We start from the raw sequence: 24,346 nt of genomic DNA, 5'->3' as shown, positions 1-24,346 counted from the left end.
GGCTTGCCCGCGATGGCGTCCGTTGAGACTCCGCTGAACTCAGCCGCCGCTTTCGCTACGCCGGCTGCTGACTTCCGCCGGCACATCGTCGCCGGCCATGCGCTTGCGGAACAGCGCCGCCCGCGCCAGCAGCAGGGTGGTCACCGGCACGGTGATCGACAGCAGGATCGGAATCAGCCAGGCGTGCAGCACAGGCGCGGACTTCATCCCCGAGAAATACAGGATCGACGCCAGGGCCACGCACCAGGCGCCCAGGGTCGAGGCCAGGGCCGGCGCGTGCATGCGCTGGAAGTAGTCCTTCAGGCGCACGATACCGATGGCGCCGGTCAGGGCGAAGGCGCTGCCGAGCACCAGCAGGATCGCCACCGGAATCTCGATCCACCACGACAGTTCACTGACGGCATTCATTCGATCACCTCGCCACGCAGGAGGAATTTGGCCAGGGCAAAGGAGCCGACGAAGCCGAACAGGGCGATCAGCAGCGCCGCCTCGAAGTAGGTGTCGCTGGCATAACGAATACCCAGCACCAGCATCATCAGCATCGCCAGGATGTACAGGTAGTCCAGGGCCAGGACCCGGTCCTGGGCCGAGGGACCCTTGAACAGCCGGACCAGGGTCAGGACCATGGCCACGGAAAACAGGAACAGGCTGAGCAGGATCGCGTTCGTGAGCAGGGCACTCATTCGAAGATCTCCATCAACGGACGCTCGTAGGTCGTCTTGAAGTGCTGGATGAACGCCGCTTCGTCATCCAGATCGAACACATGCAGCAACAGGATGCTGCGGTCCAGGGACAGCTCGGACCACACCGTGCCCGGCACCACCGTGGTGATGGTCGAGAGCGCGGCCAGGCCGTTGGCGTCGCGCAGCTCCAGGGGAATCTTGACGAAGCGCGAGCGCGGCGGCCGGCGCCCGGCGGTGAGCACGCCCCAGGCCACGGCCAGGTTCGACAGCAGCACATCGCGGCCGACCACCAGCAGCAGGCGCAGGATGGTCATGGGGCGGCGGATGCGGATCGGCAGCGGGCGCAACGGCCGCATCATCAAGGGCGCGCAGAAGCCCAGGAGGGCGCCGAGCAGCAGGTTGCCGGGGCTGATGGACAGGTTCAGCACCAGCCACAGCAACCACAGCGCCAGCGACAACCAGGGCGCGGGGAACAGGCGCTTCATGGCTGCACCTCCTGCAACGCCGCCTGGGCTTCGGGGCTGGGGACCGCCCGGGTGCCGAGCACGGCCATCACATATTGCTGCGGGTCGTTGAGGCTGTCGGCGGCGGCCTGGGTAAAGCGCAGCAGCGGCTCGGCCTTGACCGTCAGCAGCATGCACAACCCGAGCAGGGCAATGATCGGCACGCACTCGAAGCGCCGCAGCACGGGCGAGGGCCGCTCTTCCGGGGTCCAGAAGCGCTGGATGCCCAGGCGCGAAAAGGCGATCAGCGACGCCAGGCCGGAGAGGATCAGCAAGGCCAGCAGGCCCCAGGCGGCGCCGGACAGCGGAGCGTCAGTGGCCTGGCCCAGCCCCAGCGGGTTGAGCAGGGCGCCGATCAGGCTCAGCTTGCCGATGAACCCCGACAGCGGCGGCATGCCAATGATCAGCAGCGCGCAGGCAATGAAGCTCAGGCCGAGGAAGGCCATGGTCCAGGGAATCACCTGGCCGACCACGGCGTTGCGCTCGTCGTCGAGGTTGGTGCCCGGTGGCGGTTGCAGCGACTCCTGGGGCCGTGGCAGGGCTTCGACCTCGTCGTCCAGGGGGACTTCATTGGCCGAGCGCGAGCGCTCGATCAGTTCCGCCAGTAGGAACAGCGCGCTGAGGGCCAGGGTCGAGCTGACCAGGTAGAACAGCGCGCCGGCGATCAGCCTGGGCTGGGCGAAGCCGATCGCCGCCAGGAGGATCCCGGCCGAGACCAGGATGCTCAGGCTGGCCATGCGCTCCAGGCGCTGCGCGGCGAGGATCGCCAGGGCCGCGCAGACGATGGTCGCCATGCCGCCGTAGATCAGCCAGTCGCCGCCGAAGTAGGCCGAGGCCCCGGCCTGCCCGGAGAACAACAGGGTCCACAGGCGCAGCAGGGTGTAGATGCCGACCTTGGTCATGATCGCGAACATCGCCGCCACCGGCGCGCTGGCCGAGGAGTAGGCCGGCACCAGCCAGAAGTTCAGCGGCCAGATGCCGGCCTTGGCCAGGAACGCGGTGGCCAGGATCGCCGCGCCGGCGTGCAGCAGGCCGCGGTCGGCTTCCGGCACCAGCGGGATCTTCAGCGCCAGGTCGGCCATGTTCAGGGTGCCGGTGACGCCGTAGATCAGCGCCGCGCCGATCAGGAACAGCGACGAGGCCAGCAGGTTGATCGCCACGTAGTGCAGGCCGGCGGACACCCGCGCGCGGCCCGAGCCGTGGAGCATCAGGCCGTAGGAGGCGGCCAGCAGCACTTCGAAGAACACGAACAGGTTGAACAGGTCGGCGGTCAGGAAGGCGCCGTACAGGCCCATCAGCTGGATCTGGAACAGCGCGTGGAAGCTGGCCCCGGCGCGGTCCCAGCGGGCCATGGCGAACAGCAGGGCGCTGACGCCGATGATCCCGGTGAGCACCAGCATCAGCGCCGACAGGCGATCGACCACCAGCACGATACCGAACGGCACCTGCCAGTTGCCCGGCAGGTACACGCCGACGGAGCCGGGCACGCCGGTCTGCTGGGTCCAGCACAGCAACAGCACGGAAATGCCCAGGCCGAGCATGCTGGAGAACAGGTTGATCTTGGCTTTCAGCGGGCGATGTTTCTCGCCGAGCATCAGCATCACCGCGGCGGTCAGCAGCGGCAGCAGGATAGGCGCGACGATCAGGTGCGGCATCAGGTTCATTCCTTGGGCTCCCGGCCATCCACATGGTCGGTGCCGGTCAGGCCCCTGGACGCCAGCAGGACCACCAGGAACAGCGCGGTCATGGCGAAGCTGATGACGATCGCCGTGAGCACCAGCGCCTGGGGCAGCGGGTCGGTGTAGTGCAGCAGGTCCTGGGGCACGCCGTCCTTGATGATCGGCTCCTTGCCGATGAACAGGCTGCCCATGCTGAAGATGAACAGGTTGACCCCGTAGGACAGCAGGCACAGGCCCATCACCACCTGGAAGGTCCGTGGCCGCAGCACCAGCCAGACGCCGGAGGCCGCCAGCACACCAATGGCGATTGCAATGACTTCTTCCATCAGGCGGCTCCTGGCTTGGCTTGGGGTTTGACTTGGGCGCGCACCGACTGGTGCGCCAGCGCAGTGAGGATCAGCAGGGTCGAGCCGACCACCACGGCATACACGCCGATGTCGAAGAACAGCGCGCTGGCGATATGGATATCACCCAGCAGCGGCAGGTCCAGGTGCAGGGTATGGGTGGTCAGGAACGGGTAGCCGAACGCCAGAGCGCCGAGCCCGGTCAGGGTGGCGCACAGCAGGCCGGTGCCCATCCAGCGCAGCGGCCGCAGGCTCATCTGGGCCTCGACCCACTGGGTGCCGGCGACCATGTACTGCAGGATGAACGCCACCGACATCACCAGTCCGGCGACAAAACCGCCGCCCGGCAGGTTGTGGCCGCGCATGAACAGGTAGAACGACACCACCAGGGCGATCGGCAGCAGCAGGCGCACCAGCGCCGCCGGCACCATCATGAAGCCCAGGGCGGTGTCGCTGGCGTGGCGCGGGTTGACCAGGTCGGTGACCACGTCGGGCGCCAGCAGGCGCTGCTGGGCCGGCAGCTGCATGCTTTCCTTCGGTGGGCGGAAGCGCCGCAGCAGGGCGAACACGGTCAGGGCCACGGCCGCCAGCACGGTGATCTCGCCCAGGGTGTCGAAGCCGCGGAAGTCCACCAGCATCACATTCACCACATTGCTGCCGCCGCCTTCCGGCAGGGCGCGGCTGAGGTAGAACGAGGAAATGTCGTTGGGGGTCTGGCGGGTCAGCATGGCGTAGGACAGCACGGCCATGCCCATGCCGACGGCGATCGACAGCAGCAGGTCGCGCAGGCGACGAGCACGAGCCTTGGGCAGGCTGCTGGGCAGCGGCGAGACGTCTTCGATCCGCCGTGGCAACCAGCGCAGGCCGAGCAGGATCAGCACCGTGGTCACCACTTCCACCACCAGCTGGGTCAGGGCCAGGTCCGGCGCGGAGAACCAGACGAAGGTCACGCAGGTCATCAGGCCGCAGACGCTGACCATGGTCAGGGCTGCCAGGCGGTGGTACTTGGCTTGCCAGGCGGCGCCCAGGGCGCAAGCGATGGCCAGCAGCCAGAGGGTGACGAAGACGATGGAGCCCGGGATCTTCGGCCGGTCGCCCCAGCTCAGGCTGCTGTAGAGCATCGGGATCAGGCCGGCCAGTACCGCCACCAGCACCAGCAGGAACAGCTGGGTCTGCAGGCGCTTAGTGCTGATGTACCGCTCCAGGCGCCGGGCCAGGCGCATCATGCTCACCAGGCTGCGCTCGAACAGGCGCTTGCCGTTGAAGCGGCCGATAAGCGGCGGATAGGCGAAATGGCCGCGCACCAGCGGGGCACGCAGCAGCAGGTAGAGCACGATGCCGCAGGACATGGCGATCAGGCTCATGATGATCGGCGCATTCAGGCCGTGCCAGATCGCCAGGCTGTACTCCGGCAGGGTGCCGCCGACCACCGGCAGGGCAGCCGCGGCCAGCAGCGGGCCGACCATCTGCGCCGGGAAGATCCCCACCAGCAGGCAGGTGAACACCAGCAGCTCCACCGGCGCGCGCATCCAGCGCGGCGGTTCGTGGGGTGTGTGCGGCAGGTCTTCGGCCGGTTTGCCGAAGAACACATCCACGGTGAAGCGCAGGGAGTAGGCGACGCTGAAGGTCCCGGCGATGGTGGCGATCACCGGCAGGGCGGCCTCGACCCAGGCGGTGGAATTGATGAACACCGTCTCGGCGAAGAACATCTCTTTCGACAGGAAGCCGTTGAGCAGCGGCACGCCGGCCATGGAGGCGCTGGCGACCATGGCCAGGGTCGCGGTGAACGGCATCAGCTTGATCAGGCCGTTGAGCTTGCGGATGTCGCGGGTGCCGCTTTCGTGGTCGATGATGCCGGCAGCCATGAACAGCGAGGCCTTGAAGGTGGCGTGGTTGAGGATATGGAACACCGCGGCCACCGCGGCCAGCGGGCTGTTCAGGCCCAGCAGCAGGGTGATCAGGCCCAGGTGGCTGATGGTCGAGTAGGCCAAGAGGCCCTTGAGGTCGTTCTGGAACATCGCGCAGTAGGCGCCCAGCACCAGGGTCGNCCGCCGACGATCCAGAACCATTCTTCGCTGCCGGACAGCGACGGCCAGAGGCGGGCGAGGAGAAGGACCCCGGCCTTGACCATGGTCGCCGAGTGCAGGTAGGCCGAGACCGGTGTCGGCGCGGCCATGGCGTGGGGCAGCCAGAAGTGGAAGGGGAACTGCGCGCTTTTGCTGAGGGCGCCGATCAGGATCAGGGGCAGGAGGATGGGGTAGAGGGCGTGGGCTCGGATGAGATCTCCGGCAGCCAGGACCTGGTCCAGGTCGTAGCTGCCGACCACATGGCCGAGCAGCATGACCCCCGCCAGCAGGCACAAGCCCCCCGCGCCGGTAACCATCAGTGCCATGTAGGCGCCGCGCCGGGCATCGGAGCGGTGGTGCCAGTAGCCGATCAGCAGGAAGGAGAACAGGCTGGTCAGTTCCCAGAAGAACACGATCTGGATCAGGTTGCCGGAAATCACCAGGCCGAGCATGGCGCCCATGAAGGCCAGGAAAAACGCGAAGAAGCGCGGCACCGGGTCTTCCGGCGACATGTAGTAGCGCGCGTACAGCGACACCAGGGTACCGATGGCCAGCACCAGCATGGAGAACAGCCAGGCGAAGCCGTCCATGCGCAGGACGAAGTTCAGGCCGAGGCTGGGCAGCCAGTTGAACTCTTCACGGATCACGCCGCCATGGGCGATCTGCGGGTACATCGAGGCCACCGCCACGGTACCGGCCAAGGCGACCAGGCCTGCCAGCAGGGACTCGGTGTTACGCGCGTTGTGCGGCAGCAAGGCCGCCAGACAGCTGCCGATAAAAGGCAGAAGCAGTAGAACTATCAGGGACATAGGCTTCTAATCTGCGGGAAATTGTGATGCATCATACGTGCCGACTCTGGGATCACCAACCTTGAAGCTGTGGCAGGATCCTACAAAACCTCTTCGGGCAGCGTTCAAGGCAGGGGATAAAACCGGCCTGGCCGAAAGCCTCGGCAGTTTGCCCGGTGCCCATGACAGCCAGGCGTGGGCGCGATGTTATCCTCGCCGCCGATCTGCAACGGACCCGCTCGAAAGGATGCGACAGGTAGCTTATGACCCTTGGAACCTTTACCCGCAAAACCCTCACCAGCCTGCTGCTGATGGCCCTTGGCGGCTGGATCGCCTGGCTGTGGCTGACCCTGGCCGGGCCCACTGCCGGCATGACGAGCTTCAAGACCCTGGAGCCCTTGTCGATCGAGGGGCAGACGGCGGCGGCCTTGCCCGTCGGCACTGTGCTCTATTACGACACCGGCTTTGCCGAGGGCCATAGCCGTTACCTGGCGTACTTCTATCACAAGGGCGTTATCGCTCAGGAAGCCTTGCCCAAGGCCTTCTGGCCGGGGCAGGAGCAGATCAGTCCCTTGTGGTTATGGAATGTCGATCCCGAGCAGGTTCCGGCTCAAACCATGACGCGAGAAGATATTGTTGCTGCCGTGCAGGCCGGCCAGCTCTCCCGGCAGGAGCTGGCGGCCATTGTCGAGTCGTTGCCGCGCTAGCTCAGCGTTGGGAGTCCGCCGTCTCATCCAGCCGATCCGCCTCGACCGCCTCAGCACTCTTACCCTTGGTCTTCAACTCGCTGACGATCACCGCCGCGACGATCAGCGCGCCGCCCAGCAGGGCCAGGGCCGGCAGGCGTTCGCCGGCGATGCGCCCGACCAGCCCGGCCCACACCGGTTCGCCGGCGTAGATCAGGGTGGCGCGGGTCGGCGAGACGCTTTTCTGCGCCCAGTTCATCGCCACCTGGATCGCCGCGCTGGCGGCGCCCAGGCCCAGGGCGCTGGCCAGCAGCAGCCAGGAAAAGTCCGGGATGGCTTCCTGGGTCGGCACCACCATCAGGAACGACAGCACCGAGGTGGCGGCCAGTTGTACCACTGTGACCCGGCGCACATCGACCTGGCCGGCGTAGGTGCTGATCAGGATGATTTCCGCGGCGATGGCCACGGTGCTGATCAGGGTGGCGATTTCCCCCGGGCTGAAGTCCAGCGCGGCGCCGCTCGGCCCGGAGAGCAGCATCAGGCCGGTGAAGGCCAGCATGATGCCGATGCTCGGCATCAGCCCCGGGCGCTTGCCCATGAACAGCCATTGCAGCAGCGGCACGAAGGGCACGTACAGCGCGGTGATAAAGGCCGACTGGCTGCTGGGAATGCTTTGCAGGCCAACCGTCTGCAGGCCGTAGCCGAGCATGATGGCGGTGCCGATGAAGACCCCGGCCTTGAGTTCGAACAGGGTCAGCCCGCGCAGGCTGCGCAGGGAGAACAGCCCGACGATGCAGGCCGCCGCGGCAAAGCGCAGGCCGACGAAGAACATCGGGCCGCTGACGGTCATGGCGTGCTGCACAGTGAGAAAGGTGCCGCCCCAGACCATGGTGATCAGCACCAGCACGCACTCGGCTTTGCTCAGTTTGAGGAAGAAGGAGGAAGGTTTGGAGGAGTTCACAGACGTCATGCCCTTGCGCGCTACCCGGGGCGGCCGCACAATGCGCCGCGAAGTTGGGCAGTATACTGCGCAAAACCATAAAGTGAGCAATATAGTGCACAAAGATCCTGGGCAGCGCGCTTCCGTGCTGCAGCATGTCAGTCACAACGTCCGGCGCCTGCGCCACGCCGCCGAGCTGAGCCAGAGCGCCCTGGCGGAAAAGTCCGGGGTCAGCCGCCGGATGCTGGTGGCCATCGAGGCCGGTGAGAAGAATGTCAGCCTCAGCACCCTGGACCGGGTGGCCGAAGCCCTGGACGTGGCCTTCAGCGACCTGATCCAGGCCCCCGATGCCCGCGACCCGAGCCGCATCAACGAGCTGGCCTGGGCCGGGCTGCTTCCCGGGAGCAAGGCGGTGCTGCTGGCCAAGGCCAACGCCTGCCGCGAAGTGGAGCTGTGGGAGTGGCGCCTGGAGCCGGGCGAGCAATACCTGTCGGAACCGGACGCCGAAGGCTGGAGCGAGCAGCTGTATGTCTGCGAAGGTTGCCTGACCCTGGTCCTGGGGGAGCAGGAGCGGCGCCTGGACAGCGGCGAGTTCTTCATGTTCGCCAGCAACCTGCCGCACGCCTATCGCAACGATGGGGCGGTGGCGGTGCGTTTCGTGCGCAACGTGGTGATCTGAGCACTGTTGCCTGGGCAACAGTGCTTGAACATTTTGCCTGTTTTCAGTTGATGCTATTTCTTATAAATATATACCAACTTACTGATTTATAAGCTTTATAGGCTTAGGCACGACTCCTGCAATCTCCCGGTCAGAACGGATCTTCCGCATTCGACAGGACCTGGAGTCGGCCATGACAGCCACCGCTCAACCCACCCGAACCGCCCATATCATTCGCTCCGACGCCGAGGCGATTGCCGTTGCCCGGACCCTGGCCGAACGTTTCGCCGTCGAGGCCAGCGTGCGCGATCGCGAGCGGCGCCTGCCGTTCGCCGAGCTGGACGAGTTCTCCGCCAGCGGCCTGTGGGGCATCACCATTCCCAAGGCCTATGGGGGCGCGGGGGTGTCCTATGTGACGGTGGCGGAGGTGATCAAGATCATATCCGCCGCCGACTCGTCCCTCGGCCAGCTGCCGCAGAACCACCTGGGCGTGCTCGACATCCTGTTGCAGACCGCCAGCGAAGCGCAGAAGCGCTATTACTTCGCCAAGGTGCTGCAGGGCTATCGCTTCGGCAACGCGTTCTCCGAAGCCGGCAGCAAGCATGCCGGCGCCTTCGAGACCCGCATTCGTTTCAATGCCGACGGCGCGCGGATCGACGGCGAGAAGTTCTACTGCACCGGTGCCTTGTTCGCCCATATCGTGCCGGCGGTGGCGGTCGATGAAGACAACAAGGCGTTCATCGCCTTTATTGAACGGGACAACCCCGGCCTGACCGTGATCGACAGCTGGGACGGTTTCGGCCAGCGCACCACGGCCAGCGGCGGCGTGACCCTCGACGCGGTGCAGGTGCCGCTGAGCGCGGTGATCCCGGCCCATCGCGCGTTCGACGAGCCCACCGCCGACGGGCCGATCTCGCAGATCATCCAGGCGGCGGTGGACACTGGGCTGGCGGTTGGCGCCCTGGAAGAGGCCAAGCGCTACGCCCGCCAGTCGCGGCCCTGGATCGACAGCGGCCAGGACCATGGCTGGCAGGACCCGTTCACCATCGCCGCCATCGGCGACCTGGAATGGCGGGTCCACGGTACCGAAGCGATCCTGGAAAAAGCCGGCCTGGCCATCGACCAGGCTCTGCGCGAACCCAACGAAGACACAGTGGCCCAGGCCTCGGTGGTGGTGGCGCAAGCCAAGGTGCTGTCGGCGGAAAGCGCCTTGCTCGCCAGCAGCAAGCTGTTCGAGCTGGCCGGCACCCGCTCGGTGCTCGGCAAGTACAACCTCGACCGCTACTGGCGCAATGCGCGGACCCATACCCTGCATGACCCGGCGCGCTGGAAGTACCACCTGATCGGCAACTTCCTGCTCAACGGCGTCAAGCCGGCCCGCCACGCCTGGAACTGAGGAGCCACCCATGAACGCATTGAGCCAAGCGGCCGCCCATGAAAAGCACTCCAATGCACAGCCCGAGCCAGGCCACGACGACCTGCGCCGCGCCCGCGAACTGCTGCAATCGACCCTCACCTTTGTCCGTGAACAGGCCAAGCCCTGGTCCGGCAGCGGCTTGGCCAGGGCCAGCGACGACCCCTATGTGATCAGCCGCTTTGGCGACCTGCTGATCCGTGTCGAAGTCGCCGCCGTCTTGCAGGAACGGGCGCAGGCCTTGCTGGCCAGGGAACAGGATGTCGCCGAAGTCGGCGTGGCCCAGGCCGAGGCGGCCATCGCCAGCCGCGAAGCCCTGCTCGCGGTGAGCAACGCCGAGTTCGAGCTGACCGGCCAGCGCAGCCCGCTGCCCGCCGCGCTGGATGAGCCGTTGCGCTGGAAATACCCGTTGATCGGCAACTACCGCCTCAACGGCGTGGTGCCGCCCAGTTTCAGGAGTGTTGTTTGATGTCCCGTGAAATCCGTCTCAACGCCTTCGACATGAACTGTGTCGGCCACCAGTCGCCGGGCCTGTGGGCCCACCCCCGGGACCGCTCCTGGCAGTACAAGGACCTTGAATACTGGACCGACCTGGCGCGGATCCTCGAACGCGGCAAGTTCGACGGCCTGTTCATTGCCGACGTGCTGGGCATCTATGACGTCTACCAGGGCAACGGCGAGGCGGCGATCCGCCAGGCGGCCCAGGTGCCGGTGAACGATCCTCTACAACTGATTCCGCCTATGGCCCTGGTCACTGAACACCTGGGCTTTGGCCTGACCGCGTCGCTGTCGTTCGAGCATCCCTATCCCTTCGCCCGGCGTCTTTCGACCCTCGATCACCTGACCAAGGGCCGGGCCGGCTGGAACATCGTCACCTCCTACCTGGAAAGCGGGGCGAAGAACCTCGGGCAGAAAGCCCAGACCGAGCACGACGCCCGTTACGACTACGCCGAGGAGTACCTGGAGGTTTGCTACAAGCTCTGGGAAGGCAGCTGGGAAGAAGGCGCGGTGCTGCGCGATCGGGAACGGCGGATCTTCAGCGACCCGAGCAAGATCCATGAGATCCAGCACTTCGGCAAACACTTCCAGGTGCCGGGCATCCACCTCTGCGAGCCTTCGCCGCAACGCACCCCGGTGCTCTACCAGGCCGGCGCGTCGAGCCGTGGCAAGCAGTTCGCCGCCGAGCAGGCCGAGTGCGTGTTTGTCGCCGCGCCGTCCAAGGTGCTGCTGAAAAAGACCGTGGCCGATATCCGCCGCCGGGCCGCCGAGGCCGGGCGCGATCCGAGAAAGATCCTGATCTTTAACCTGCAGACGGTGATCCTCGGCGAGACCGACGCCAAGGCCAGGGCCAAGTTCGAGGAGTACAAGTCATGGGTCAGCTACGAGGGCGCCATGGCGCTGATTTCCGGCTGGACTGGCATCGACTTCAGCCAGTTCAAGCCCGATGAGCCGCTCAAGCATGTGCACACCAACGCCATCCAGTCGGCGGTGGAAGCCTTCTCCACGGCCGACCCGAACAAGGTCTGGACCCCTCACGAACTGGCGGACTGGGTCGGCATCGGCGGCTTCGGCCCGCTGTTCGTCGGCAGCCCGGAAACCGTGGCCGACCTGCTCCAGGAGTGGGTCGAGGACACCGATGTGGACGGCTTCAACCTGGCCTATGCGCTGACCCACGAAACCTTCGTCGACGCCGTCGAGCTGCTGGTCCCCGAGCTGCAGAAACGCGGCGTGTACAAGACCGAATACGCCCCCGGCACCTTGCGCGAGAAGCTGTTCGGCGCCGGGCCGCGCTTGCCGGAAGTGCATCCGGGCAGCGCCTATCGCGACCTGGCGGCCTTGCGCCGGCAGGAGCCGAAGGTCGCCTCCGTGCGCGTACCGTCCCTGTAGCCGCTGCCGCAGGCTGCGATCGACCGGAACGGTCNTCGCGGCGATGGCACTAACGCCGGAGGTCCTCCGGACCTATCGCAGCCTGCGGCAGCGGCTACAGGTGCGGCGCCAACCCAAAAACCAGCCAGCGGACCACCGCACGCTTTTGCCCAAGGAATCGAGGTCAGTCCATGAGCGTGCATGAACTCAAGCGTTCGCCCCCGGCGGATGTGCGAACACCGGAAAACACCGCGCTGCTGCCCGCGGCCCTGGAGCTGTTGCAGCACTGGGCGCAGGTCAGCCCGCTGGCCAGCGCCTTGCGCCACAAGCGCCACGGCCATTGGTACAACTGGCGCTGGATCGATGCCGCGCGGGATGTCGAGCGCTTGGCCGATGGTCTGCGGCAACAGGGTTTCAACGAAGGCTCGCGGCTGGCGTTGAGCGGCCTGTTCGAACCCAACCTGCTGCTCCTGGCCCTGGCCGCGCAACGGGTGGGCGGCGAGGTTCTGACCCTGAGCGACGAGCTCGATCCGCAAGCCCTGCGCCAGGCCCTGTGGAACCTGCGCCCCAGCCATGCCTTCGTGCATTCGCGCCAGCAACTGCTGCGCTGGGTCGCCGCCGGCGAAAACAGCATGGCCCCGCAATTGTTGATTGCCCACCAGGCGGTTCCGCGCCTGCCCCAGGGTTCGCAGCAGCCGGTGCTGGCCTTCAGCGAGCTGCTGGGCAGCCGGGAAAAGCCCCAGCGCCAGAACTACTGGCGGCATCCGGCCCAGGCCGCGCAACTGTGGAGCGAGGAGGGCACGCAATGGCCGGAAGGCCTGAGGGTCTTGCTGCACCAGTGGCTGCACAGCGGCCATAGCCTGGCTTTTCCGGAAAGCCGCGGTTCGGCCAGCCGCGACCGCCGCGATGTCGCCCCCAGCGGCCTGCTGCTCTCGGGCCCTTGCCTGCAACGCCTGGCCGACGACATCGAAAGCCGCCTGGCGCCCCCCGGCAGTTGGCGCCGACGCCTGTGCGACTGGGCCATTGCCCAGCCACACCGGCCTCTGCAACGGCTGCTGAAGAACCGGGTGCGCCGGCTCCTGGGTTTCCAGCGCCTGGATTACATCTGGCAGGCCCCCGGCAGCCCCTCGAAACCTTCGGCGCCGGTGTGGCTGGCCGAATTCAAACGGAACATTGCATGAGCGCCGCCGACCCCATCCTGCAAGTCAATGCCATCTCCCTGTCGTTCAAAGGGGTGAAGGCGATCAACCAACTGTCCTTCGCCGTTGCGCGCGGCGAGATCTGCGCGCTGATCGGGCCCAACGGCGCCGGCAAGAGTTCCTTGCTGAATATCCTCAATGGCGTCTATCGCTTCGATGCCGGCTCGATTGTCTTCGACCGTGAGGCGTTCCAGCGCATCGACCCCTTGCAGGCCGCGCGCCGGGGCATTGGCCGCACCTTCCAGAACAACGCGCTGTTCAAGCAGATGAGCGTGATCGACAACCTGCTCAGCGGCCTGTCGCGGCATACCCGCGCCAGCTTTATCGAGCAGGCCCTGGGGCTGCCTCGGGCACGGCGCGAGGCCGAGGCCCATCGACAGCTGGCCCAGGGCGTTCTCGAATTCCTCGACTTGCAGGCCCAGCGCGAGGTGCCGGTGGGCAACCTGTCCTACGGCCTGCAAAAGCGCGTCGAGCTGGGCCGGGCCTTGATCGCCGGGCCCAGCCTGTTACTGCTGGACGAGCCCATGGCCGGGATGAACGCCGAGGAAAAACAGGATATGACGCGCTTCATCGCCGATATCAACCGCGACCTCGGCACCACTGTGGTGCTGATCGAGCACGATATGAGCGTGGTCATGGACCTGTCCGACCATGTGGTGGTGCTGGACTACGGGCGCAAGGTCGGCGACGGCACCCCGGCCGAAGTGCAGGCCGACCCCGAGGTGATCGCGGCTTACCTGGGGGCGGTGCACTGATGGGCTTTTTCTTCGAAACCCTGCTCGGCGGCCTGCTGGCCGGCACCATGTATTCGCTGGTGGCCATCGGCTTCGTGCTGATCTACAAGGCCAGCGGTGTGTTCAATTTCGCCCAGGGCGCGATGCTGCTGTTCGCCGCGCTGACCTTCGTCAGTCTGCACGACCAGGGCCTGCCCTTTGTCCTGGCGCTGCTGGCGACGGTGCTGGTGATGATCGCCGGCGCCTGGCTGATCGAACGGCTGGTGTTGCGGCCGCTGGTCAATCGTTCGCAGATCACCCTGTTCATGGCCACCCTGGGCCTGTCGTTCATCATCGAAGGCCTGGCCCAGGGGCTGATGGGTTCCCAGGTCCGGGCGCTGGACCTGGGCATCGACGACGTGCCGCTGTTTCTCGGGCCGCTGATGCTCAGCCAGTTCGACCTGATCGCCGCGGCCACGGCCCTGGTGCTGGTGACGGTACTGGCGCTGCTGTTCAACAAGACCCGGATCGGTGTGTCGCTGCGGGCGGTGGCCGACGACACCACGGCCGCGCTGTCGATCGGCATCAACCTCAACCGCATCTGGCAGATCGTCTGGGCCGTGGCCGGCATCGTCGGGCTGGTGGCCGGGCTGCTCTGGGGGGCGCGCCAGGGTGTGCAGTTCTCGCTGTCGCTGGTGGTGCTCAAGGCTCTGCCGGTGCTGATCATCGGTGGCTTCACCTCGATCGGCGGGGCGATTGTCGGCGGGCTGATCGTCGGCGCCGCGGAGAACCTGGCCGAGGTCTATATCGGCCCGCTGATCGGTGGCGGCATCACCCCCTGGTTCGCCTATGTGCTGGCCCTGGCCTTCCTTTATATCCGTCCCGCCGGCCTGTTCGGCGAGCGCGCCATCGAGCGAGTCTGAATCCATGTCCATTCCCCTGACCCAGGCCACCGCGCCTGTGCTGTTGATCCCGCGCCGCCTGCCCTGGGGCCTGGGCGGCCTGTTGCTGCTGGCCTTGGTCGGCGTGCCCCTGGTGGGCAACGACTATTGGCTCAACGCCATTTTGATTCCGTTCCTGGTGCTGTCCCTGGCCGGGCTCGGCCTCAACCTGCTCACCGGCTACACCGGCCAGACCTCGGTCGGCGCCGCCGGCTTCATGGCGGTCGGGGCCTTTGCCACCTACGGGCTCCTGCTGCGCCTGCCGGAGCTGAGCCTACCCCTGGCCTTGCTCGGCGGCGGGCTGATCAGCGCGGCGGTGGGCTGGCTGTTCGGCCTGCCCAGTTCGCGGATCAAGGGCTTCTACCTGATGGTCACCACCCTGGCGGCGCAGTTCTTCCTGGAGTGGCTGTTCGTCAAGTTTCCCTGGTTCTACAACTACGGCTCCTCGGGGACCATCTCGGCGCCCAGCCTGAGCCTGTTCGGCCATGACCTGAACACTCCGGTGGGGCGTTACCTGCTGACCCTGGCCTGCGTGCTGCTGTTGACCTGGGTCGCGCTGAACCTGGTACGCAGCCAGGTCGGGCGCAACTGGATGGCGATTCGCGACATGGACACCGCAGCGGCAGTGATCGGCATCCCGGTGGCGCGCTACAAGCGCCTGGCGTTCGCCGTCAGTTCCTTCTACCTGGGCATCGCCGGCGCCCTGTGGGCCTTCGCCTACCTGGGCACGGCCAGCGCCAGCAGCTTCGATATCAATCGTTCATTCCAGATCCTGTTCATCATCATTATCGGCGGCATGGGCAGCGTGGCCGGCAACTTCGTCGGCGCGGCCTTTATCAGCCTGCTGCCGATCCTGCTCAGCCACGCCGGGCAAGCCCTGTCGGGCGGCGCGGTGGATGCCGGGCAGTTGCAGAACCTGCAGAAAATCATCTTCGGCGTGCTGATCATCCTGTTCCTGATCAAGGAGCCGGAGGGCCTGGTCCGCCTGCTGGGCAATCTCCGGCAACGGCTGGGCCACTGGCCGCTGCGTTTCTGAATTCCACTCCTGAGTAGAGAGACTCCATGCGTGCATCCTTGAAATCTTCCCTGGCCGGCGTCGCAGCGACGCTGGCGATCCTAGGCAGTGCGGTGCCCGTGGCGCAGGCCGCGGCGGACCAGCAGTTCTTCCCGCTGGCCACCTACCGGGTCGGTGCCTATGCCTCCAGCGGGGTGCAGGTGTGGGCCGGCATGATCGACTACCTGAACTACATCAATCAGGTGGAAGGCGGGATCAACGGGGTCAAGCTGGTCTGGCAGGAGTGCGAGACCGAGTGGACGGCGGAGAAGGGCATCGAGTGCTATGAGCGCTTCAAGAACGGCCTGGATGGCGCGCCGGTGGCGGTCTACCAGCCCAACGGCGCACCGGCGGCCTATGCCCTGAGCGAGCGCGCCGAGGTCGACAAGATCCCGCTGATCACCCTGGGCTACGGCCGTACCGAGGCCACCGACGGCACAGTGTTTCCCTATAACTTTCCGGTGATGCTGACCTTCTACAGCGAGGCGTCGACCCTGGTGAACTACATCGCCGAGCGCGAGGGCGGCTTCGACAAACTCAAGGGCAAGAAGATCGCCACGGTCTACCACGACTCGGCCTATGGCCGGGAAACCCTCGGCCCGCTGAAGCTGCTGGCGGAAAAATACGGCTTCGAGAACATCCAGATTCCGGTGGCCGATCCGGGTAACGAGCAGTCGGCGCAATGGCGCCAGGTACGGCAGCAGAACCCCGACTGGGTGTTCCTGCGCACCTGGGGCGTGTCGACCCCGGTGGCGGTGAAGACCGCCGCGCGCTTCGGCTTCCCGGTGGACCACATCATCGGCGATATCTGGGCCAGCTCCAGCGAAGACGTATTGCCGGCCGGCGCGGCGGCCAAGGGTTACCTGGCGCTGACGCCCTATCCGGCGGGAAGCGATTTCGAGATCCACCAGCGTCTCAAGCAACACATCCTCGACCAGGGCAAGAGCGACCTCAAGGACCTGAAGAACTTCGGCAGCGTGTACTACAACTCCGGGCTGGTGAACGCCGCGGTGGCGGTGGAAGCGATCCGCACCGCCCAGGGCCGATTCGGCAAGCGCCCGCTCAATGGCGAAGAAGGGCGCTGGGGCCTGGAGCACCTGAACATCGACGACGCCCGGCTCAAGGCCATGGGTTACCTGGGGTTGATGCAGAACCTCAAGCTGTCCTGCCGCGATCACGAGGGCGGCGGTTCGGCGCGGGTGCAGCAGTGGGACGGCGCCCACTGGACCCTGATCAGCGACTGGATCGCCGCCGACCGCGCCTTGCTGCGGCCGCTGATCGACGAGAAGTCGGCGGCTTTCGCCAAGGAGAAGAACCTCACGCCACGCACTTGCGCCGGGGATGAATGAAGCATGAGCCAGACTGCCCCGGCCGCCACGGCCGATGACCTGTTGCAGGTGCGCGATATCGAGGTGATCTACGACGGGGCGATTCTCGCCGTGGCCGGGGTGTCCCTGGGCGTGCCCGAGGGCGGCATCGTCGCCTTGCTGGGGGCCAACGGCGCCGGCAAGAGCACCACCCTCAAGGCCATCTCCGGGCTGCTGCGCGCCGAGCGGGCCGAGGTCAGCCGGGGCTCGATCGCCTTTCTCGGCCAGGACAGCGCCGACGTCGACCCCAGCCAGCGGGTGCGCCAGGGCATGGTCCATGTGCTGGAGGGGCGCCATGTGTTCCCGCAGCTGACGGTGGAGGACAACCTGCGCAGCGGCGGTTTTGTCCGTGGCCTGAGCCGCCGGGAACTGGCCGCCGACCTGGAGCGCATCTACGCTTGGTTTCCGCGCCTGAAGACCAAGCGCGGCACCCGTGCCGGGCTGACTTCTGGCGGCGAGCAGCAGATGGTCGCCATCGGCCGCGCGCTGATGACCCGGCCGCGCCTGGTGCTGCTGGACGAGCCGTCCATGGGGCTGGCGCCGATCATCGTCCAGGAGATTTTCGAAATCGTCGCGCAACTCAATCGCGAGGCGCGGGTGAGCTTCCTGATCGCCGAACAAAACATTAATGTGGCGCTCAAGTACGCTTCCAGGGCCTACGTACTCGACACCGGGCGCGTGGCCTGGTCGGGAACGGCCGATGAACTGCTGGCCCGGGGCGATCTGCAGGACTTCTACCTAGGCCGACACTGACCCGTGAGAACCCCATGAGCCAAACACCCAACGGACGGGCGAACGGCGCCACCCGGGATGCCGATGTACTGATTGTCGGCGGCGGCCTGAGTGGCGCCTTGCTCGCCGCCCAACTGCTGCGCCTGCCGGGCCGGCGCCAGGTGCTGGTGATCGAACCGCGCAGCGAGCTGGGGCGCGGCGAGGCCTACAGCGCCGTCGAGCTGGGCCACACCCTGAACGGCAACGCCGCGCGCATGAGCGTCGATCCGGACAACGCCGACGACCTGACCCAGTGGCTGCGCGACTACATTGCCGGCGGTGGCTGGCCCGAGTCGGAGCAGCAGCCGGTGCCGGTCAGCGAGCTGTTCCCGCCCCGCGGGATCTTCGGCCTCTATGTGCAGCAGCGGCTGGCCGAAGCCCAGGCGATAGGCGCCCTGCAGGGCTCGAGGGTGGAGCATGTGCGCGCCGAGGTGGTGGACTTGCAGGCCGACGCCGAGGGGGCCTGGCTGACCCTCGACGACGGCCAGCAACTGCGCGGCGCCTTTGCCGTGCTGGCCACCGGCATGTTCCCGGCGGCGCGCACGCCGCAGACCGAATCCAGCGGCCTCAACGCCGCCGCGCTGGACCCCTGGGATGTCTCGGCCATGAGCCGGCTCGACCCGCAGGCGACTGTGCTGATCATCGGCTCCGGGCTGACCATGGTCGACGCCGTGGTGTCCCTGGAGCAGGCCGGGCATCGCGGGCCGATCGAGGTGTTCTCGCGCCACGGCCTGTTGCCCCATGTGCGGCGCCAGCCACCGGCCTGGGTCGACTTCCTGGCCGAGGATCCCGGCATCCGCAGCCCGCGCCAGCTGTTGCACGAGCTGCGCCGCCAGTGCCGCCAGGCGCTGGCGGACGGCGTGGACTGGCAGGCGCCGCTGGACACGGTGCGCGCCCATATCGGGCGTTTGTGGAGCCAGGCCACGGATGGGCAGCGCCGGCAGTTCGTGCGCCATGTGCGGCCCTGGTGGGAAAGCCATCACCACCGTTCGCCGCCCCTGAGCGCCGAGCTGGTGGCGCGTTTGCACGGGGAAGGGCGGCTGCGCATTCAGGCCGCCTCGTTCAAGGGCCTGGAGCCTTCGGCGGATGGGCGCCTGGCGATTCGCATTCGCCGTCGCGGTGAAGCGCAAACCAGCTGGGTCGCGGGGGATGCGCTGATCAACTCCAGCGGCATCGAGTACGACTGGCGCCGGGTGGCCCGGCCGTTGCCGCAGCAACTGCTGGCCCGTGGACTGATCAAGCCGGGGCCGCTGGCCCTGGGGATCCGGGCCGACGCCGGCGGCGCGGTGGTGGATGCCGAAGGCCAGGTGGCCAGCCGGCTGTTCGCCATGGGCCCGCCCTTGCGTGGCATGTGGTGGGAAAGCACTGCGGTGACCGATGTGGCCAGCCAGGCCAAGGCGTTGGCTGCGCGGTTGGTGGGGGTGGCGTAACCGCCACCGTCGCCGCTTCGCGGCTATCGCGGGCAAGCCTCNGAGCGAGGCTTGCCCGCGATGGCGTCCTTTCTGACGCCATCACACTTACGATCAAACCGTCTCGATACTCACCCAACGCTGCTCCCGCGCCGCAACCCGAATCGCCGCCGCCAGCCGCTCCACCTGCCAGGCCTCGGCGAAATCCGTCCCGCCGTGCCCCTGGCCGCTAAGCGCCATGATCAATTCATGCACCTCCAGGGTCTTCAGCTCGTTGTAGCCCAGCTGGTGCCCCGGGGCCGGGCTGAAGGCGGCGTAGCCGGGCAGGGCGGGGCCGGCCAGCAAACGCTGGAAACCCTGGTCGCCGGCACGGTACAGGCGCAGTTCGTTGAGGCGTTCCTGGTCGAAGGCCAGGGTGCCGCGGGTGCCGCTGATCTCGAAGCTCAGGTGGTTCTTGTAGCCGTGCTTGAGCCAGCTGCTGCTGAAGGTCCCGCGGGCGCCGCTGGCGAAACGCAGCAGGGCGTGGGCCTGGTCGTCCACGGCGATCGGACGCTGTTCCTGGCTGCCGGCGCTGGCCGGGCGCTGCTGGTGCACGGTCTGGCTGTCGGCGCAGACCGCCTCGACCTCGCCCAGCAGATAACGCGCCATGGCCAGCAGATGGCTGCCCAGGTCGGCCAGGGCGCCGCCGGCATGCTGCGGCTCGCAGCGCCAGGAGAAGGGCGAGGCCGGGTCGGCCATGAAGTCTTCGCTGAACTCGCCCTGGAAGCTGAGGATCTGCCCCAGCTCGCCGCTGTCGATCAGCGCCTTGGTCTGCAGGATCATCGGGTTGTGCTGATAGTTGTAGCCGACCCGGGTGACCACCCCGGCGGCCTGGGCTGCCTGCTGCATCTGCTGCGCCTGCTCGACGCTGACCGCCAGCGGCTTCTCGCAGTACACCGCCTTGCCGGCCTTCAGGGCGGCCATGGCCATGGGGAAGTGCAGATGATTGGGCGTGGTGATCGCCACCAGATCGACCCTGGGGTCGTCGATCAGCCGTTGCCAGTCGTCGTGGGCCCGGGCGAAACCCCAGGCCGCGGCGCAGTGTTCGGCGCGCTGGCGGTCGGCATCGGCCAGCGCCGCCAGGTGCAGGCGCACCGGCAATTCGAATACCGCACTGACATTACGAAACGCCAGCGCATGGGCCCGCCCCATGAAGCCGGTGCCGATCAAGCCTATTCCCAGTTCACCCATAGCCGACCCCTTGCAGAATTGTTGTTTTAAGGAAGGCTCTTTATGGAATAAAAATTCGGTAATTGCAATCTATAGAATAAATTTTCAGTGGCGCGCCGCTGCTGCTCGGCAACCCGGCCGGGAAAAGCCCAAGGGCGCAAATAAAAAAGGGTGCAATGAACAGTCATTGCACCCATGGGCCGATCACCTGAGCAGGGTCAGAACTGGAAGCTGAACCCCAGGTTGACCGCGCTGCCACCGCCATGGCCGGACACCAGCCCGGTGTAGTTCAGCGACACCAGGGTGTCTTTGCTCATGGCCATTTCCGCAGCGGCCTTGACCACCGCGCCATCGCGAGACACCGGCACGCCGTTCACCGCAAAGGCCGCCGCGCTGCCGGCAAATTTCAATGAGGTTTCACGATCCAGGTCGCCGTACTGGTGCTCCCAGCCTAGCTCGCCACGCAAGGTCACCGAGCGGGTGGCGCTCACCGGCAATTGCGTATGACTGCGCAGGCCAAGGGTCGAGAGCGTGGCGTCCTGGCTTTGCTTGCTGCCATGCAAGGCTGCCGCACCGCCGCGCTCCTTGAACGAGTCGTTCTGGAAGTTGATGTAGCTGAGGTTGGCGAAGGGCTCGAAAGCCGCCCACCGGGTGTAGCCGATTTCGCCGAACACCTGATCGGTACGCGCGTTGTAGTTGGCTTTTTCATGGCTCGACTGGTTGCCGTACGCCACGTCGCGGGACGTGTCGAAGCGGTGCCAGGTGCTGGCTCCGCCGAGGCGCAGGGCGATGCTGTCGAAACGTTTGCCGCCATAGATCGACAGGTGATAGTTGTCGCTGTCGGCGGAAGTCCTGGAGGCTCCGTTCAGATCGGTTCTGGTGTAGCCGGTTGCCGCACCGACGCGCCAGCCATCGCCGACGTCGGTGTCCAGGCCGAGCAGGACGCCGGTGGTGGAAGTGCTGTAGCGCGTGGCGTTGTGATCGGCGTCGACTTGCCTGTGGCCGCCGAGCAATTGCACCCAGCCACCATTGCTGCTGGCCTGGATATCCATATCGGTACCCAGGGCCTGAGCCTGTTGCAGGCGGCCGTTGACTGCGTCACGCAGGTAACGGCTGTCAGCGATCTGCGCAGCGGCGATGTCGGCGTGCACCTGGCCATCGAGCTGGTTGAAGGCTTGTCGCGCCAGTTCCGCCGAGTCGGAGGCCAGGATGCTCTCGTACACCGGATTACCTGCGCTCAATGTGTCGATGGCGCTGGCGACGGCACGCTCGTTACGGGTCAAGGCGACGCTGGCGAACGCGGTCTGGTTGCGGTAGATGCCCAGGTTCAGCTGGTTCGGCTGGTAGTCCAGGCGGGTGCCGAGGAACAAGAAACTGGGGGCGAGGGAAGCGAACTGGCCGTTGATACCCTGGCTGGCGCTGAGGATGTTGAACTGCCGGCCCAGGTAGCTGCTGGCCTGGGCCGCAGACAGCAGGTTGGGGCTGTTTTCCATGGAGAGGGTGACCTGTCCGCCGTTGAGAGTGGCCACGCCCGTGCTCTGGATGGTGTCGGTCTGCCCGTTGGCGGCGACTTCCACCGCGTACACCGAACCCGGGTTGAACGTGACGTCGCCGGTGTGCAGGGTGCCGACCGAATGGCCGGGGGCCACAGTACCGCCGTTGTTCACCAACAGGCTGCCGATGCTGCCGTTGCCCGCCAGGGTGCCGCCGATACGGGTGACCACCTGGTTATTGGCATCGACGGTGCCCACGGCGCTGCCATCGACCGTCACGCTGGAGGTCAGTCTGCCGTCCACCGAGAGCTTGCCGCCACGGACCCAGGTACTGCCCGAATAGCTGCTCTGGCCGTCGAGTACCAGTTCCCCATCCCCGGACTTTGTCAGGCTGCCGACATAGGTCTGGCCGGTCAGCGGGTCCAGGCCGCGGGTCAGCGTTGCCTGTTCCCGGGCCATGCCGATCTCGTACTGGAATTGATCGTCCGCCGAGGCCCCGGCCGGTAGACCCGTGACCCAACCTTTTTGCTGCTTGATCGCGCTCCAGGTGGCCTGTTCGGCGGCGTCTTCGCTGCGTCGGGCACGGATCGCTTTGTCGGAGATGTCGTTGGCCCAGATATCGCGGGTGCCGGCGGGCAGCGCCACGGCCAGTGCACCGACAAACTGTCCCGGGCCCTGCATGGCCTTTTTCAGGTTGGGCAGGCCCCAGCCGTTGACCACGCCTGGCACCTGCGGGGTGCCGGGAGCGGCGTCGTGCACCGGTTGCAGGTTGTCGTAGGTGCGTCCGCCCGTCCGGTCGCCGACCGGGGTGTCCGGGCCGTCCGGGGTTTGCAGGGTGGAGGTGGTCAGCAAGACATCGCGGGCCTGGCTCGCGGTCATGTAGGGAAAGCGCTGGATCACCAGGGCCAGGGCGCCGGAAACGCTGGGGGCGGCCGCCGAGGTGCCGTTGGCGTTGGGGATGATCTCGCCTTCCGGTCCTGCGGACGGAATGCCGGAAACCCCCATGACGCACCACCACTTGGAGGTGCCGCAGCGGTTGTAGACCTGGGCGCCGGTCTCGTCATAGCCGGTGATGGACAGCCACCTGGATTCCAGGTCCGGCTTGAAATAGGGGAGGTTGGCGTTGGTGTCCGGGTTGGCGCCATGGCTGTCGTTGCCGGCGGAGATGATCTGGATGAACGAGTACTGCCGGCCGGCGTCGGCCATGGCATCCATCCAGGTCTTCTGGCCCGCGTGGGCCTTGTCCCAGAACGGCCGGTAGGCGGCGGTCATGTCCCTGAGGATATCCTGCGGGCTGTCGCCGACAGTGCCGAAGTGGTTCTCCACCTCATTACGCGAGTTCTGCCCCCAGCTCTGGTTGACGATCGACACTTTTTTCGCCGCCAGCGCGTCGTAGCTGGCCATGAAGGCGTTGTAGTCGAGGTCGTTGGAGCCTTGATAACGGTCGTTGTCGCTGCCGCCGGTGTTGGCCACGAACAGATTGGCGTCGAAGGCGATGCCGTGCATGCCGGTACCGTTGCGACTGGCCGCCAGTACTCCGGACATTTCCGTGCCGTGGCCGTCGTTGAAGCTCGGGTCGTACTCACCCGGGATACTGAAGTGCTCACCTTTGTGGAACTCGCCGGCAGGCACCTCCAACCGATAGCGCGGATGGGTTGCGTAGTATTCGCCGGTCGAGGTGACCGCCTGCACACGGTTTTCGCCTGCGGCGTTCTTGCCCTGGAATTCCGAATGTTCACTGAGGATGCCCGAGTCCAGCACGCCGACGTTTACCCCTTTCCCGGTGATACCCAGGGCATAGGCGTAATAGGCGTTGGTCCGGTCCAGGCCGGAGTTGACCTGGGCTTCCGGAGTCTTCCAGGTTTGCGCGTTATTGCTCCAGTTGCCGGTCGCGGCGGACCATGACTGTCCGGCATTGAGTTGTTTGTGCAGGTCGGTGGCCACACCCGGCTCTATATAGGTATAAGGTTGGGCCGTCGGCAGGTTGGCAATAATCGCTTTGGCGAAGTCGAATATGTTCTGGGTATAACGGCCGGAGTTGCTGAACAGGCGGCTTTTATAGCGATCCAGATTGTTGTTGTAATCAAGTACCTTGCTCGTATCGCCGAGCATTGCACTGATCGACAGGTTTTCCGCCTGCAGTTCGTAGTTCTGCTGGAGCAACGAGTCGAACTTTGTCGATTGTGCGGCAAACTCTTTGGCTGCCAGGTCCATGGTATTGCCTACACCAAAACGCAAGTTGGTATACACGGCGCTGCCCGGCACGAATGACGCAGCGGCGTTCCTGAACGCAGCCTCCAATACCTGGGGTGTATAGGGCGAGCCGGTGGGCGGATTATCTGCCAGAGCCATCTGGCCCTGACCCAGCCACAAGGCGATGGCCATTGCGACAGGGCTCAGGGAAGCTGGTTTTAAAGGGTTGCTGCGTTTGCCTGAATCGATACCTGCTACGTCCATGTTCCTTTTCCTTGAGATATGTCCTTGGTCGAAACTGATGTTTCGATCTCTTGTAATAGGCAGGGTGTAAATGATGGGCTGAAACAAAGGTGCTGTTTGGAAACAC

The 24,346-nt window shown here is 66.1% G+C and carries 19 protein-coding genes and 2 pseudogenes; 12 read left to right on the top strand and 9 right to left on the bottom strand.

Annotated elements, in window-relative coordinates:
• Nucleotides 1–39: 39 nt before the first annotated feature.
• From ACTJKT_RS13260 to ACTJKT_RS13235, 6 genes and pseudogenes are all read right to left on the bottom strand, one after another.
• Nucleotides 40–408 (bottom strand): Na+/H+ antiporter subunit G, encoded by a 369-nt coding sequence (locus tag ACTJKT_RS13260; protein WP_440787417.1) that lies wholly within the window; start codon nt 406–408, stop codon nt 40–42.
• Nucleotides 405–683 (bottom strand): K+/H+ antiporter subunit F, encoded by a 279-nt coding sequence (locus tag ACTJKT_RS13255; protein ID WP_009048485.1) that lies wholly within the window; start codon nt 681–683, stop codon nt 405–407. The genes ACTJKT_RS13260 and ACTJKT_RS13255 overlap by 4 nt, the downstream gene beginning before the upstream one ends.
• Complete coding sequence (locus ACTJKT_RS13250; RefSeq protein ID WP_440787416.1) at nt 680–1,168, bottom strand: Na+/H+ antiporter subunit E; 489 nt, start codon at nt 1,166–1,168, stop codon at nt 680–682. The genes ACTJKT_RS13255 and ACTJKT_RS13250 overlap by 4 nt, the downstream gene beginning before the upstream one ends.
• Nucleotides 1,165–2,850, bottom strand: a complete 1,686-nt coding sequence (locus ACTJKT_RS13245; protein WP_440787415.1) for a monovalent cation/H+ antiporter subunit D — start codon at nt 2,848–2,850, stop codon at nt 1,165–1,167. The genes ACTJKT_RS13250 and ACTJKT_RS13245 overlap by 4 nt, the downstream gene beginning before the upstream one ends.
• Nucleotides 2,847–3,191 (bottom strand): Na+/H+ antiporter subunit C, encoded by a 345-nt coding sequence (locus ACTJKT_RS13240; protein WP_003202835.1) that lies wholly within the window; start codon nt 3,189–3,191, stop codon nt 2,847–2,849. Before ACTJKT_RS13240 ends, ACTJKT_RS13245 begins: the two co-directional genes overlap by 4 nt.
• A pseudogene (locus ACTJKT_RS13235) lies at nt 3,191–6,084 on the bottom strand (monovalent cation/H+ antiporter subunit A). The gene ACTJKT_RS13240 and the pseudogene ACTJKT_RS13235 overlap by 1 nt, the downstream one beginning before the upstream one ends.
• A 242-nt stretch (nt 6,085–6,326) precedes the next feature.
• On the opposite strand from ACTJKT_RS13235, the gene ACTJKT_RS13230 reads away from it, so the two are divergent.
• A complete protein-coding gene (locus ACTJKT_RS13230; RefSeq protein WP_440787414.1) occupies nt 6,327–6,770 on the top strand; it encodes a hypothetical protein in 444 nt (147 codons plus the stop codon).
• Between the two features lies 1 nt (nt 6,771).
• On the opposite strand, the pseudogene ACTJKT_RS13225 reads toward ACTJKT_RS13230, so the two are convergent.
• Nucleotides 6,772–7,789, bottom strand: a pseudogene (locus ACTJKT_RS13225) (DMT family transporter).
• A 15-nt stretch (nt 7,790–7,804) separates the two neighbouring features.
• On the opposite strand from ACTJKT_RS13225, the gene ACTJKT_RS13220 reads away from it, so the two are divergent.
• The 11 genes from ACTJKT_RS13220 (at nt 7,805) to ACTJKT_RS13170 (ending at nt 19,102) form a co-directional block, all read left to right on the top strand.
• On the top strand, nt 7,805–8,368 hold the full coding sequence (locus ACTJKT_RS13220; protein ID WP_053278683.1) for a helix-turn-helix domain-containing protein: 564 nt from the start codon (nt 7,805–7,807) through the stop codon (nt 8,366–8,368).
• Nucleotides 8,369–8,540: 172 nt separating this feature from the next.
• Nucleotides 8,541–9,743 carry an SfnB family sulfur acquisition oxidoreductase gene (locus ACTJKT_RS13215; protein ID WP_440787413.1) on the top strand — a complete coding sequence of 401 codons (1,203 nt, stop codon included), beginning with the start codon at nt 8,541–8,543 and terminating at the stop codon, nt 9,741–9,743.
• A 10-nt stretch (nt 9,744–9,753) separates the two neighbouring features.
• Nucleotides 9,754–10,230 carry an acyl-CoA dehydrogenase gene (locus ACTJKT_RS13210; RefSeq protein ID WP_440787412.1) on the top strand — a complete coding sequence of 159 codons (477 nt, stop codon included), beginning with the start codon at nt 9,754–9,756 and terminating at the stop codon, nt 10,228–10,230.
• Nucleotides 10,230–11,648, top strand: coding sequence for an LLM class flavin-dependent oxidoreductase (locus ACTJKT_RS13205; RefSeq protein ID WP_440787411.1), 1,419 nt, complete (start codon nt 10,230–10,232; stop codon nt 11,646–11,648). Before ACTJKT_RS13210 ends, ACTJKT_RS13205 begins: the two co-directional genes overlap by 1 nt.
• A 170-nt stretch (nt 11,649–11,818) precedes the next feature.
• Complete coding sequence (locus ACTJKT_RS13200) at nt 11,819–12,808, top strand: AMP-binding protein (protein ID WP_440787410.1); 990 nt, start codon at nt 11,819–11,821, stop codon at nt 12,806–12,808.
• The gene (locus ACTJKT_RS13195; RefSeq protein ID WP_440787409.1) at nt 12,805–13,581 is read left to right on the top strand and encodes an ABC transporter ATP-binding protein; all 777 of its coding nucleotides are present in this window, start codon (nt 12,805–12,807) and stop codon (nt 13,579–13,581) included. The genes ACTJKT_RS13200 and ACTJKT_RS13195 overlap by 4 nt, the downstream gene beginning before the upstream one ends.
• The gene (locus ACTJKT_RS13190; RefSeq protein WP_440787408.1) at nt 13,581–14,462 is read left to right on the top strand and encodes a branched-chain amino acid ABC transporter permease; all 882 of its coding nucleotides are present in this window, start codon (nt 13,581–13,583) and stop codon (nt 14,460–14,462) included. Before ACTJKT_RS13195 ends, ACTJKT_RS13190 begins: the two co-directional genes overlap by 1 nt.
• Nucleotides 14,463–14,466: 4 nt before the next feature.
• On the top strand, nt 14,467–15,516 hold the full coding sequence (locus ACTJKT_RS13185; protein ID WP_440787407.1) for a branched-chain amino acid ABC transporter permease: 1,050 nt from the start codon (nt 14,467–14,469) through the stop codon (nt 15,514–15,516).
• A gap of 26 nt (nt 15,517–15,542) precedes the next feature.
• Nucleotides 15,543–16,883 carry an ABC transporter substrate-binding protein gene (locus ACTJKT_RS13180; protein ID WP_440787406.1) on the top strand — a complete coding sequence of 447 codons (1,341 nt, stop codon included), beginning with the start codon at nt 15,543–15,545 and terminating at the stop codon, nt 16,881–16,883.
• A gap of 3 nt (nt 16,884–16,886) precedes the next feature.
• Complete coding sequence (locus tag ACTJKT_RS13175) at nt 16,887–17,654, top strand: ABC transporter ATP-binding protein (protein WP_440787405.1); 768 nt, start codon at nt 16,887–16,889, stop codon at nt 17,652–17,654.
• A gap of 14 nt (nt 17,655–17,668) precedes the next feature.
• Nucleotides 17,669–19,102: an FAD/NAD(P)-binding protein gene (locus ACTJKT_RS13170; protein WP_440787404.1), complete on the top strand. Its 1,434-nt coding sequence runs from the start codon at nt 17,669–17,671 to the stop codon at nt 19,100–19,102.
• Between the two features lie 93 nt (nt 19,103–19,195).
• Here ACTJKT_RS13170 and ACTJKT_RS13165 read toward each other — a convergent pair whose 3' ends face one another.
• Both ACTJKT_RS13165 and ACTJKT_RS13160 read right to left on the bottom strand, forming a co-directional pair.
• Nucleotides 19,196–20,311 (bottom strand): Gfo/Idh/MocA family protein, encoded by a 1,116-nt coding sequence (locus tag ACTJKT_RS13165; RefSeq protein ID WP_440787403.1) that lies wholly within the window; start codon nt 20,309–20,311, stop codon nt 19,196–19,198.
• Nucleotides 20,312–20,508: 197 nt separating this feature from the next.
• Entirely contained in the window at nt 20,509–24,240 is a 3,732-nt protein-coding gene (locus ACTJKT_RS13160) for an autotransporter domain-containing protein (protein ID WP_440787402.1), read from the bottom strand.
• Nucleotides 24,241–24,346 lie beyond the last annotated feature (106 nt).

The sequence above is a fragment of the Pseudomonas sp. 22526 genome, from assembly GCF_052044735.1.
Classification (GTDB): Bacteria; Pseudomonadota; Gammaproteobacteria; order Pseudomonadales; family Pseudomonadaceae; genus Aquipseudomonas; species Aquipseudomonas piscium.
This window is presented reverse-complemented; position numbering and strand designations above follow the sequence as displayed.

What these genes read in the sequence shown, in the direction of transcription:
- ACTJKT_RS13260 (WP_440787417.1), bottom strand. Translation starts at nt 408, where the DNA reads ATGAATGCCGTCAGTGAACTGTCGTGGTGGATCGAGATTCCGGTGGCG.
- ACTJKT_RS13255 (WP_009048485.1), bottom strand. Translation starts at nt 683, where the DNA reads ATGAGTGCCCTGCTCACGAACGCGATCCTGCTCAGCCTGTTCCTGTTT.
- ACTJKT_RS13250 (WP_440787416.1), bottom strand. Translation starts at nt 1,168, where the DNA reads ATGAAGCGCCTGTTCCCCGCGCCCTGGTTGTCGCTGGCGCTGTGGTTG.
- ACTJKT_RS13245 (WP_440787415.1), bottom strand. Translation starts at nt 2,850, where the DNA reads ATGAACCTGATGCCGCACCTGATCGTCGCGCCTATCCTGCTGCCGCTG.
- ACTJKT_RS13240 (WP_003202835.1), bottom strand. Translation starts at nt 3,191, where the DNA reads ATGGAAGAAGTCATTGCAATCGCCATTGGTGTGCTGGCGGCCTCCGGC.
- ACTJKT_RS13230 (WP_440787414.1), top strand. Translation starts at nt 6,327, where the DNA reads ATGACCCTTGGAACCTTTACCCGCAAAACCCTCACCAGCCTGCTGCTG.
- ACTJKT_RS13215 (WP_440787413.1), top strand. Translation starts at nt 8,541, where the DNA reads ATGACAGCCACCGCTCAACCCACCCGAACCGCCCATATCATTCGCTCC.
- ACTJKT_RS13210 (WP_440787412.1), top strand. Translation starts at nt 9,754, where the DNA reads ATGAACGCATTGAGCCAAGCGGCCGCCCATGAAAAGCACTCCAATGCA.
- ACTJKT_RS13205 (WP_440787411.1), top strand. Translation starts at nt 10,230, where the DNA reads ATGTCCCGTGAAATCCGTCTCAACGCCTTCGACATGAACTGTGTCGGC.
- ACTJKT_RS13200 (WP_440787410.1), top strand. Translation starts at nt 11,819, where the DNA reads ATGAGCGTGCATGAACTCAAGCGTTCGCCCCCGGCGGATGTGCGAACA.
- ACTJKT_RS13195 (WP_440787409.1), top strand. Translation starts at nt 12,805, where the DNA reads ATGAGCGCCGCCGACCCCATCCTGCAAGTCAATGCCATCTCCCTGTCG.
- ACTJKT_RS13190 (WP_440787408.1), top strand. Translation starts at nt 13,581, where the DNA reads ATGGGCTTTTTCTTCGAAACCCTGCTCGGCGGCCTGCTGGCCGGCACC.
- ACTJKT_RS13185 (WP_440787407.1), top strand. Translation starts at nt 14,467, where the DNA reads ATGTCCATTCCCCTGACCCAGGCCACCGCGCCTGTGCTGTTGATCCCG.
- ACTJKT_RS13180 (WP_440787406.1), top strand. Translation starts at nt 15,543, where the DNA reads ATGCGTGCATCCTTGAAATCTTCCCTGGCCGGCGTCGCAGCGACGCTG.
- ACTJKT_RS13175 (WP_440787405.1), top strand. Translation starts at nt 16,887, where the DNA reads ATGAGCCAGACTGCCCCGGCCGCCACGGCCGATGACCTGTTGCAGGTG.
- ACTJKT_RS13170 (WP_440787404.1), top strand. Translation starts at nt 17,669, where the DNA reads ATGAGCCAAACACCCAACGGACGGGCGAACGGCGCCACCCGGGATGCC.
- ACTJKT_RS13165 (WP_440787403.1), bottom strand. Translation starts at nt 20,311, where the DNA reads ATGGGTGAACTGGGAATAGGCTTGATCGGCACCGGCTTCATGGGGCGG.
- ACTJKT_RS13160 (WP_440787402.1), bottom strand. Translation starts at nt 24,240, where the DNA reads ATGGACGTAGCAGGTATCGATTCAGGCAAACGCAGCAACCCTTTAAAA.